Source organism: Ruminococcus sp. FC2018 (assembly GCF_000621805.1).
In the GTDB taxonomy this organism is placed as follows: Bacteria; Bacillota; Clostridia; order Oscillospirales; family Ruminococcaceae; genus Hominimerdicola.
Genome location: NZ_JHXH01000010.1, coordinates 98298 through 108508, shown reverse-complemented (window position 1 = coordinate 108508; position 10211 = coordinate 98298). Strand labels below are relative to the sequence as shown.

The 10211-nt window shown below is 46.2% G+C and carries 11 protein-coding genes; 5 read left to right on the top strand and 6 right to left on the bottom strand.

Translation table 11 applies throughout. From position 1 onward, the window contains the following. Positions 1 to 41: 41 nt before the first annotated feature. Positions 42 to 329 carry a hypothetical protein gene (locus T494_RS0108345; protein WP_155984069.1) on the bottom strand — a complete coding sequence of 96 codons (288 nt, stop codon included), beginning with the start codon at positions 327 to 329 and terminating at the stop codon, positions 42 to 44. 176 nt (positions 330 to 505) lie between these two features. Here T494_RS0108345 and T494_RS14165 point away from each other — a divergent pair, with 176 nt between their 5' ends. Beyond that, the gene (locus tag T494_RS14165) at positions 506 to 751 is read left to right on the top strand and encodes a hypothetical protein (protein ID WP_155984068.1); all 246 of its coding nucleotides are present in this window, start codon (positions 506 to 508) and stop codon (positions 749 to 751) included. A 104-nt stretch (positions 752 to 855) separates the two neighbouring features. Here the strand turns inward: T494_RS14165 and T494_RS0108340 are convergent, their stop codons facing one another. After that, positions 856 to 1536, bottom strand: a complete 681-nt coding sequence (locus T494_RS0108340) for a DUF6062 family protein (RefSeq protein ID WP_028505905.1) — start codon at positions 1534 to 1536, stop codon at positions 856 to 858. Between the two features lie 78 nt (positions 1537 to 1614). Between T494_RS0108340 and T494_RS0108335 the strand changes: the two genes are divergently transcribed. Then, the gene (locus T494_RS0108335) at positions 1615 to 2412 is read left to right on the top strand and encodes a DNA glycosylase (RefSeq protein ID WP_028505904.1); all 798 of its coding nucleotides are present in this window, start codon (positions 1615 to 1617) and stop codon (positions 2410 to 2412) included. A gap of 73 nt (positions 2413 to 2485) precedes the next feature. Here the strand turns inward: T494_RS0108335 and T494_RS13455 are convergent, their stop codons facing one another. The 4 genes from T494_RS13455 to T494_RS0108310 all read right to left on the bottom strand — a co-directional run bounded on the left by T494_RS13455 (position 2486) and on the right by T494_RS0108310 (position 4472). Then, positions 2486 to 2866 (bottom strand): DUF2752 domain-containing protein, encoded by a 381-nt coding sequence (locus T494_RS13455; protein WP_051540247.1) that lies wholly within the window; start codon positions 2864 to 2866, stop codon positions 2486 to 2488. Further along, entirely contained in the window at positions 2856 to 3299 is a 444-nt protein-coding gene (locus tag T494_RS0108320) for a DUF4234 domain-containing protein (RefSeq protein ID WP_081777268.1), read from the bottom strand. Before T494_RS0108320 ends, T494_RS13455 begins: the two co-directional genes overlap by 11 nt. Before the next feature lie 196 nt (positions 3300 to 3495). Further along, on the bottom strand, positions 3496 to 3726 hold the full coding sequence (locus tag T494_RS0108315; RefSeq protein ID WP_028505902.1) for a hypothetical protein: 231 nt from the start codon (positions 3724 to 3726) through the stop codon (positions 3496 to 3498). A gap of 515 nt (positions 3727 to 4241) precedes the next feature. Continuing rightward, the gene (locus T494_RS0108310; RefSeq protein WP_028505901.1) at positions 4242 to 4472 is read right to left on the bottom strand and encodes an HPr family phosphocarrier protein; all 231 of its coding nucleotides are present in this window, start codon (positions 4470 to 4472) and stop codon (positions 4242 to 4244) included. Positions 4473 to 4719: 247 nt separating this feature from the next. On the opposite strand from T494_RS0108310, the gene mtaB reads away from it, so the two are divergent. The 3 genes from mtaB (at position 4720) to T494_RS0108295 (ending at position 10199) form a co-directional block, all read left to right on the top strand. Further along, positions 4720 to 6021 (top strand): tRNA (N(6)-L-threonylcarbamoyladenosine(37)-C(2))-methylthiotransferase MtaB, encoded by a 1302-nt coding sequence (gene mtaB, locus T494_RS12720; protein ID WP_051540245.1) that lies wholly within the window; start codon positions 4720 to 4722, stop codon positions 6019 to 6021. A 156-nt stretch (positions 6022 to 6177) separates the two neighbouring features. After that, positions 6178 to 9891: a phosphoribosylformylglycinamidine synthase gene (locus T494_RS0108300; RefSeq protein WP_028505900.1), complete on the top strand. Its 3714-nt coding sequence runs from the start codon at positions 6178 to 6180 to the stop codon at positions 9889 to 9891. A gap of 20 nt (positions 9892 to 9911) precedes the next feature. Continuing rightward, entirely contained in the window at positions 9912 to 10199 is a 288-nt protein-coding gene (locus tag T494_RS0108295; protein ID WP_242836415.1) for a DUF1294 domain-containing protein, read from the top strand. The last annotated feature ends 12 nt before the right edge of the window (positions 10200 to 10211 follow it).

Below are 10211 nucleotides of genomic sequence, written 5' to 3'. Positions count from 1 at the left end.
GTATTCACCATGCGTATGATGATAAATTCTGATTTATGCATTCAGAAAAAGATAAGGATTAAGCAAAGGGCAGTCAAAGCAACACCTGCGGCAGACAAACCAATAGCACCGCTATGTTTTTTGACCACACTTTTCATTGCCGCAGCACCGTGGTGGGTATTTTTTCCGGCAAGAAAACTTTTCGCAATGCATTTCGCTTTTTCGTCTGTTTCGCCCCTGGATATCCCCCCTTGATTGGCATTAACAAACAACAAAATCTTTTCAAACCGTTCATCTTTTGGACATCTAATCTCAATGATTTGTTTATTTACACCTTTGATCATTTTCAAAATCCGCTCCATTTTCTAAGATTTGCACATATATTCCATTATATGTAAATTTCAGCCCTATGTTTTCAACATTTTCAACTTTCTTGTTGAAAACAAGGTAGTTTTCAACATTCCGGCTACTGGTTAATGTTGAAAAACCCGTTGAAATCTTTGAAAAAGAGCATAGTTTTAAGCATTTGGCGGTTGTTGAAAACCGGTTTTTTCACCTTTCGGCTGATAAAAAACGTCGAAAACTGTCAATTACTGTAATAAAATGCGCCTACAACTATGAACAAACCGTTAATTCAAAAGTATGTTTTTTTACACTTGACAAGCAGGCTGTTTATCTATCGACTTTTGCTGAGAATATGATTTTGTTTGGAGAAAAATTTACAATTATTTTTGATTTGTCCAAAAAAGCGGACACTTACCTGCCCGTATGACAATACTGTGACCGTCAAGCAGATTATGTACATTTTTTTGTACTTTTATACAAATCCGGCGAAAATAAACATTCACAAAAACACTTGACGAAAATAAACGAAAACTATCGTGTGGTCAGGAATTTTATGGCACGCTCTACCGAGTCCTTTGAGTTGCCCCAGTCTGCGTTTGCACCGGTGTTTCTGTAATCGTACATCTTGCAGAAGTGTGAAACATCCGCCTCCAGCTCGTCCAGATACTTGCTCAGCAGCTGTTCGCAGGTTTGGGAGAAGCGTTTGTGCTGCTTTTTATCAAGACTGTCGTCCATCATTTCCGTGAGCAGCTGATAATGTGGCAGGCAAAGCATCTGCTGATCCTCAAACAGCTTGCGGAATTCCTCCTGCTGCTCATACATTTCAAACAGCGTCCGCATTATCCTGCTCATTCCCCACTCTATTTTCGAGCAAACGAAGCAGCTTTCGTTCACAGCGGATACGGTCCTGCGCTTTGCACCCTTGCCATAAAACAGGCTCTTTTTTGACAGTTCCCCTTGCAAATGCTGCAAATGCGTCTGTATCATAAGCGCAAGGGAAAGTCTGTTCTTGCACGCCCGCATCTGCTCGAAGTGCAGGTGGCAAAACCCCAGTTTGTTGGTCTCTATCCGCACATCCGGCTCCATCATTGCCGCACCCATTATGTACTCCACCGTTCTGCTTTCAAGCATATCTCTCAGCCGGCAGATGGGACATCCGCATTTGGGCTCAAAAATGTCTGTTACAGGTATGGTCAGTATGCTTTCTCTCATAAAAAGCTTCCCCCTTGTTGAAAAATCTGTTTTTTTATATTATAATGTATTAAAGCTATTATTTCAAGGAGTTTTTATATGGATTACAAAAAAGACGGAAAAGATATTCTGCTGCGTCAAAGTGACTTTGCTCTTGACGATACCCTTGACTGCGGGCAGGCTTTCCGCTGGGAAAAGATTGCAGACAACGCCTACCACGGAGCTTTTCTTAACCGGCAGCTTACCATAAGCTGTGAAAACGGCAGCGACCTGTTCAGGCTCCATGACACAAGCGAACAAGACTTTCTGGAAATATGGGCGGACTATTTTGACCTTTCCACCGACTATGGCGAGATAAAGCGCAGGTTTTCTTCGGACGATACCCTTTCAAAAGCCTGTGAGTTCGCAGGCGGCATCCGTATCCTGAAGCAGGACAGCTGGGAAGCACTTTCCTCGTTCATAATCAGCCAGAACAATAATATTCCCCGCATCAAGGGCATAATCGGGCGGCTTTGCCAGCATTACGACGGCTACCCCTGCGCCGTTGACATGAAAAACGAGACCGTTGACAGCCTTTCCTATCTGCGGTCGGGCTTTCGTGCAAAATACCTTGTTGACGCTATCTCAAAGGTGCTTGACGGAAGCATAGACTTTGAAGCCCTGCGTACCATTCCACTTGACGATGCACGAAATGTTCTTATGACCATAAAGGGAGTGGGACCTAAAGTTGCCGATTGTGCCCTTCTTTTTGGGTTTTACCGCCTTGACGCATTTCCAAAGGATGTTTGGGTAAAGCGTGTTATGTCCCGGTGGTATCCCAACGGCTTGCCTGAATGTACAAAAGGACTTGAAGGCATTGCACAGCAATACCTGTTTCACTACATACGCAGTATATGAAAAAACTCCTATGGAAAAAAACCATAGGAGTTTTATTATAATCATCTTTCGACTTTCACCATGCGCCTTGTCTTTAAAAGTCAAATACGTTTCTAAGCACTCCGAACGCAAGCAGTATCACCAGACAGATCAAAGCTGTCACACGGTAGAAACGGCTCCGGGGCATGAGAAGATCAGGCTTGAATACAACCTTGACCACGGCTCCCGCCGCCAGCAGCGGAACCATGAAAAACAGCACCTGATTGCACTCAAACGCAGCGAGAAATTCCCCGTGACCGATGTGCAGAAACATTCTGGTTATCCCGCATCCGGGACAACGCAGCCCTGTGATCGCCCTGAAGGGACATTTCAATTCAAATCCGATCAGCTTTATCTCGGCATAATACCCGACAAGGATCGCAAACGCAATCAGATAGCGCCTGAGTATAGTCTTTCTCAGATTATCAGATCGCACCTTCTGCTGCTTTGTTAAGCTCATTCTGGAGCAAAGCATATGTTACGATGCTCAGACCGAAAAGGCAAAGCACAAGATATATAACTGCATTGTTAGGCTTTGGCATACCCTTGTTTGCGTAATAGTTATCAACTACCTCACCCTTCTTGTAAGCCCAGTAGATTCCATAGATACCACACGTTACGATGGTAAGGATAAGAGCTGTTACACCCGGTGTATCGTTAGGGTTGCCGATGGACTGATTAACTTCGTCGTTCATCTTTACAAACCAGTACAAAGCATAGATACCCAGGGTAATGATAGAAAAGATGATAGCCTTGGCTATATCTCTTTTCTGCAAATTGAACTGTGGTCTCTGGTTCAGAGGTGCTCCGCAAGCCTGGCAATTAGCAGCTCCGTCCTGATTGTCTGCTCCGCAAGAAAAACATTTCATAATAAAACGCTCCTTTAATTTTTTTCCGTTGTGATAACACCACATATCGGTTACGGTTATTTTACTACAAAATCAGTGATTTGTCAATGACTAACAGGTGTTTTACAGCCGTTTTTACAATCTTTTTTACCGCAAAAAAACAGAGGCTGTCGCCTTGCGCAGCAGCCTCAATCTTTATTTTCCTTGATTCCTATGATCAACCCTCATTTATAAAGCTTCCGAATTTCTCCAGAAATGCAGCTCTGTCGTTATCACGTGTTGTCAGCAGCACTACTTTCTTGGTGCCTATGCTGAAAATACCCATAACAGACTTAGGATTAACCCTGATAGCGCCACTTTCGATAAACATATCGTAGTCGCAGCTTCTTGCCACATCGTTAAGTCTCATAATGTCCTGAAATGAATCGAGTTTGATATACGCTTTCATAGTTGTTCCTCCTTTGCCTGAAATTGACTCTCTCACACAGCTTTTAGATTTTCCCTTTCAACGGTCCATTCTATCGACTTGACAAATCAACCAAAAATAACATCTGAAATTGTCTATATTGTAGCACAAAATAATAAGAAATGTCAATATTTCTATGAATTTTTTGTTTCTTTGTACAACTTCGACTTGTCAATTTGTCGAATATGTTTACTATTAATTAAAACCGTTTAACAATAAAGAAATTCATGCACTACGAGAGCCAAAAACAAGCTCTTTCTCTTGTTCATTTTGCACAAGCGTGGTTTTTCCACGTTTTTTCACTTATTTTACGGGTACCCGTCTTTTAAATGCAAGACCGGCTTGTTTTTAACACAAGCCGGTCCCGATTATCCTGCGGGTCTTTCCCGTTTTTTTCAGCGAACAGGGCTTTCGCCCAAAGCATTTCATGCGCACTTTCTTTGCGCTGAAAGTCTTGATGCCTTATTATATGCAGCATCGTTCACAGTTGCCTCAGCTTAGCCTACAATGTACTTTGCGATATCCGTAAAGAACTTGTCTGCATCATCTGTGTGAGCTGTAAGCTGGATCGGCTTGGACAGATCAAGACTGAAGATACCCATGATAGATTTTGCATCTACTGCGTATCTGCCAGAAGCGAGATCCACGTCATAATCGTAAGCTGATACGATGCTGACAAAATCCTTAACCGCTGAGATGGAATCCAACATTACCATTGTCTTTTTCATAAACCGTTCCTCCTTAAACTGTTTTTTCGACTTTCGTCTTAATTCATTTTACTTTCCGCAGGCCCTTTGTGTTCCTGCAACTCCCATTATACGCACCTTTTTGCGTTTGTCAATGAAAATTTGCAAAAAAAAATAAAATATGGTACAATACTCAAAGGTAACAAAACACGCCAATTAAATATATGCACTTTGCACAATCAAATTGTGTCTAATTTGTGCACATTGTCGATTTTAAGGAAATTGCCATATGAAGATATATTACTACACCTTCGGCTGCAAGGTAAACCAGTACGAAACGGAAAACCTGCGGCAAAAGCTCAGCTCACAGGGCTATGAGACGGTAAATGAACCCGGCTGTGCAGACATCTGCATTATCAACACCTGCACCGTTACTGCCCGCTCCGACAGCAAGTTCAAGCAGCTGCTGCACAGGATAAAGAGAGCCGCACCCGACAGTATGATCGTCGTTACCGGGTGTTTTGCTCAAGCATTCCCCGAAAAAGCCCATGAGCTTGACGGCTGCCACATTATCACCGGCACATCAAAACAGGAGATACCCCTGCTCATACAGGAGTATCTGCGTGACAAAAAGCCTATAATCCGAATCGGAAAGCATGAAAAGGGAGAGGCTTTCCAGCCCATGGAAAACAAGCCGTCTGCGGCTAAAACAAGGGCATACGTCAAGATACAGGACGGCTGTGACCAGTACTGTTCATACTGCATAATCCCCTACGCAAGGGGACATATCCGCTCAAAGCCCATTGATGAACTGAAAAAAGAGGTACAGGGACTTGCCCGGGGCGGATATAAGGAAGTGGTGCTTACGGGTATAAACCTTTGCTGCTACGGCAAGGACTTTGTCGACGGCACACGGCTGGTCGATGCGGTGGAAGCTGCTTGTGAGGTACAGGGGATAGAAAGGGTGCGTTTAAGCTCAATGGAGCCGGAAATGCTCCTTGATGAGGATATTGAGCTGATGAGCAGGCTTGAAAAGCTTTGTCCGCAGTTTCATCTTTCTCTTCAGAGCGGCTGCGACAAGACCTTGAAGAAGATGAACAGAAAATATACCTGCGCACAGTACAAAGAGCTTTGCCTCAAGCTCCGCAGGGCTTTCCCCGACTGCGTTATAACAACGGATGTAATGGTGGGCTTTGCCGGAGAAACGGACGAGGATTTCATGCAGACGATGGAGTTTGTAAAAGAGATAGGTTTTGAGAGGGTGCATATTTTCCCCTACTCGGTGAGAAAGGGCACCGCTGCGGAAAAGTTTGACGGACAGGTGCAAAAGCAGGTCAAGCAGCAGCGGGCACAACAGCTGGAAAAGGTATGCGGACAGATCCGCAGAGAATTCCTGCTTTCAAATGTAGGCAGAAAGGTCAAGGTGCTTTTTGAAAAAGAAAAAGGCGACGGCTTCCACAGAGGCTACACCATGAATTACACACCTGTTGCGGTGAAACAAACAAACGACTGCTCCTGGCGCTGGCAGACAAGAACGGTCACCATAACAGGAGTTGAGGGCGATTTCTGTATTGCACAGGCGGAAGAATAAGCCCATCAGCTGATATTGTCACTACACAAAAAGGCTGCATTTCATAGGTGCGGTCTTTTTCTTTTGTGAAATGTTTGGTTTTAAGGCGCAGCGTTGTTGACAAAAACCATTATAATAGTGTATAATATTCTTATCTATTTAAAGGGAGATGTAGCCATGTCTGTTTACAGAATATATGTTGAAAAAAAGCCTGAATTTGCGGTGGAAGCTTCATCGCTTATCGGAGATATCAAGTCCGCTCTGGGGCTTGAAGAGCTTGAAGGTCTCAGAGTTATAAACCGCTATGATGCCGAGGGTATGTCAAAAGAGGATTTTGACCTTGCCACACCTGTGGTATTCTCGGAGCCTGCGGTGGATCATACATATGACCACCTGCCGCAGCTGAGAGATAACGAGTTTGTTTTCGCAGTCGAATACCTGCCCGGACAGTTCGACCAGCGTGCGGATTCCTGTGCACAGTGTATCTCGCTGCTTACGGGAGGAAAAAGACCTACTATCAGGTCTGCAAGAATATACATAGTCACCGGAAATCTCTCCGATGAACAGGTAGCTCAGATAAAGAGCTATATGATAAACCCCGTTGAGTCAAGGGAAGCAAGTCTGGAGACCTTTGAAACGCTTGATATAAAATACGCTATTCCCACCACGGTGGAAACTATCGACGGGTTCATCTATTCCACAGACGATGATCTGAAGGATATGCTTGGCGAGCTGGGGCTTGCAATGGACCTGGACGATATCCGCTTCTGCCGTGATTATTTCCGTGACACGGAAAAGCGCAATCCGACTATCACAGAAATAAGAATGATAGACACCTACTGGTCTGACCACTGCCGTCACACCACGTTTTCCACTATCATCGACAACGTAAACATACAGTCCGATTACATCGCAGATACCTTTGCAGACTACGTCAACACCAGAAAAGACCTTTATGCCGGCAGAACAGACAAGCCCATCACGCTTATGGACCTTGCCTGCATAGGCGCAAAGCAGCTTAAAAAAGCAGGGCTGCTCAAGGACCTTGACGAGAGCGAGGAGATAAACGCCTGCTCGGTAAAGATAAAGGTGGACATTGACGGAGTGGACGAGGACTGGCTTTTGATGTTCAAAAACGAAACTCACAACCACCCCACCGAGATCGAGCCTTTTGGCGGCGCAGCTACCTGTCTGGGCGGCGCAATAAGAGACCCACTTTCGGGAAGAAGCTACGTTTACCAGGCTATGCGTGTTACAGGCGCAGGCAACCCCCTGGTGCCTGTGGAGGACACTATCCCCGGCAAGCTTCCACAGCGTAAGATAGTTGTGGGCGCAGCAAGCGGATATTCTTCATACGGCAACCAGATAGGTCTTGCAACAGGCATGGTCAACGAGATATATCACCCCGGCTACGTTGCCAAGAGAATGGAGATAGGTGCGGTGATAGGTGCTGCTCCTGCGGCAAACGTAAGGCGTGAGCGTCCCGCACCGGGAGATATTGTTATCCTGCTGGGCGGAAAGACAGGACGTGACGGCTGCGGCGGTGCAACAGGTTCGTCAAAGTCCCATACACTGCACTCGCTGGAAGACTGCGGCGCAGAGGTACAAAAGGGTAATGCCCCAGAGGAAAGAAAGCTGCAAAGGCTGTTCAGAAACCCTGATGTCACAGCTATGATAAAACGCTGCAACGACTTTGGTGCAGGCGGTGTATCTGTGGCAATAGGCGAGCTGGCTGACGGCTTGCAGATAAACCTTGACGCTGTGCCTAAGAAATACGACGGTCTTGACGGTACCGAGCTTGCAATTTCGGAATCCCAGGAGAGAATGGCTGTTGTTATCGCCAAGAGCGACCTTGAAAAGTTCATGGCTGAGGCGGACAAGGAAAATCTTGAGGCTACACTTGTGGCTGAGGTCACCGCAGAGCCAAGGCTGGAAATGCACTGGAACGGCAACACCATCGTATCCCTTTCAAGAGAATTTCTTAACTCCAACGGTGCCCAGAAGCACACCGATATAAACATAGCAACACCTATTTTTGACACCGTGACCGAGACCGAGGATACGGCTGACAGGTGGTGCTCCATGATATCCAATCTGAACATCTGCTCCCAGAAGGGACTTATCGAAAGATTTGACTCCACCATCGGCGCAGGCAGCGTTCTTATGCCTTTCGGCGGAAAGTACCAGGATACACCGACCCAGGCTATGGCTGCAAAGATACCTGTGCTCCACGGCGAAACAAAGACCACCTCTGTTATGGCATGGGGCTTTGACCCGTATCTTTCTTCTATCAGCCCGTACCACGGTGCTGTCAGCGCAGTTGTAAGCTCTGTGGCAAAGGTAGTGGCAACAGGCGGTAAGTATGAACAGTGCTGGCTCACCTTCCAGGAGTATTTTGAAAGAACAAAGAACGACCCCGACAGGTGGGGACAGCCTATGTCCGCCCTGCTGGGCGCATACAAGGCTCAGATAGCTCTGGGCTGCGGCTCTATCGGCGGAAAGGACTCCATGTCGGGAACCTTTGAGGAGATAGACGTTCCACCGACGCTGGTATCCTTTGCGGTATCCCTTTCCACATCCGACAAAGTAGTTTCCCAGGAGTTCAAGAAGACAGGCTCAAAGGTAATTCTTATCAAGCCTGAATACGACGACAACAAGCTGATAGATTTTGACTCGCTCAAGGCTGTGTTCAAAAAGGTGGAGACACTTATCGACGAAGGCAAGGTGCTTTCCTGCTGGGCAGTTTCTTACGGCGGTGTTTCGGAGGCTATCGCTAAAATGGCGTTCGGTAACCGCATAGGCTTTAAGTTCACGTCCGATGTGACTGCCGACGAGCTTTACAGAGCGTGCTACGGCGCATTCGTTATCGAGCTTGCACAGGATGCGGAAACGAACGAAAGAGTTATCGGTGTTACCATTGAAGATTACGTTGTTATCAACAACAGCTATACCGTAAATCTCACCGGTCTTTACAAGCAGTGGGCAGACAAGCTGGAGCCGGTATACCCTGTTCACGTTAAAGAGCCTACAAACAAACCTGAAAAGTACACCTTTACATCCACAGCCAAGCTTTCCCCTGCAATAAAAACAGCAAAGCCAAGGGTTCTTATCCCTGTATTCCCGGGTACCAACTGCGAGTATGACACCGCAAGAGTTTTCCAGCGTGCAGGCGCAGACGTTGACACAATGGTCATCAGGAACCTTAGTATGTCCGCTATAAGAGAATCTGTGGAAGCTATGGAGACAAAGATAAGACAGTCCCAGATAATCATGCTCCCCGGCGGATTCAGCGGCGGCGACGAGCCTGAGGGAAGCGCAAAGTTCATCGTTTCGTTCCTGCGTAACCCACGTCTCAAGGACGCTATACATGAGCTTCTGCAAAAGCGTGACGGACTTATGCTTGGTATCTGCAACGGCTTCCAGGCGCTTATCAAGCTTGGTCTTGTGCCTTACGGCGAGATAGTTGACATGAAGCCCGACTCACCAACGCTGACATTCAACAAAATAGCAAGACACCAGTCAAAGATGGTAAATACAAGAATTGCATCCAATAAGTCCCCGTGGCTGTACGGATGTGAGGTGGGCGACATTCACAATATCGCTATATCTCACGGTGAGGGAAGATTTGTTGCAAGTGCAGAGCTTATCGACAAGCTGGCTAAGAACGGTCAGATAGCTACCCAGTACGTTGACTTTGACGGCGAGCCTACATTTGATATCCAGTGCAACCCGAATACCTCCTTTGAGGCTATTGAGGGCATTACCTCACCTGACGGACGTATACTGGGCAAAATGGGTCACTCCGAGCGTATGGGAACGGACATAACCAAGAACGTATGCGGAAACAAGGACCAGAAGATATTTGAAAGCGGTGTAAACTACTTCAAATAAAACCTGTTTCGGAGTAAAATATGAAAGATTTTCTTACAAACCACATGACTGCGGTGCTTGTGTACCTTGCCATAGTCAATTTTGCGGCGTTTATCGCTTACGGTATAGACAAAAGGCGGGCAAGAAAAAAGCGCTGGCGGATACCGGAGATAACGCTTATAATGTTTGCCGCCGTCGGCGGAGGGGTAGGCTCGCTTTGCGGAATGTTCTTTTGGCACCATAAGACCAGAAAACTCAAATTTCTGTTTTGTGTACCATGCCTGCTTGTCCTGTGGATGATCGCAGGGGTGTGCACATTCGCACTATAAACATATTGAACG